This is a genomic window from Vibrio sp. 2033, from assembly GCF_033339735.1.
In genome coordinates this window covers 1-501 of the sequence record NZ_JAWOVC010000916.1, presented here as the reverse complement: position 1 = coordinate 501, position 501 = coordinate 1, and the positions used below count along the sequence as shown (strand labels likewise).

1 protein-coding gene is annotated in these 501 nt (G+C 48.3%); it reads right to left on the bottom strand.

All coding sequences use genetic code 11. From position 1 onward, the window contains the following. On the bottom strand, positions 1 to 501 hold a 501-nt coding region (locus R7P74_RS29800; protein WP_318124355.1), incomplete at both ends, for an alpha-amylase family glycosyl hydrolase.

Sequence of the window (501 nt, the reverse complement as noted above, 5' to 3'; positions counted from 1 at the left end):
GTTTGCCAATGGTTGAAGATCTGCTTTAACTGAATGAAATCAAACGGCGCTTTGGTCCATTTTTCACCATTCGGATAATCGACTTTCAGGTGGTGAAAATTGAACACCATCGACAGCTCTTTGCCATCTAATGAAGAGTATTGCTGGCAGTGCTCTAGCGTGGTCGAAGACATTTCCCCCACCGTCACGCTGCCGTACTTTTGAAACACGGCTTCGCTGATTTCTTGCAGATATTCGTGCACGCGAGGACCATCCGTATAGAAACGGCGGCCATCGCCAATATCATCACTTGGGAAGTCTTGCTGTTTAGAAATCAGGTTGATGACGTCGAGACGGAAACCGTCCACGCCTTTGTCTGCCCAGAAACTGATGACTTCTTTGACTTCTTCACGCACCGCTGGGTTTTCCCAGTTCAAGTCAGCTTGTTCTTTGGCAAACAGATGCAGGTAATATTGCCCAGTTTTCTCGTCCAACGCCCAAGCGCTGCCGCCAAACTTGGAT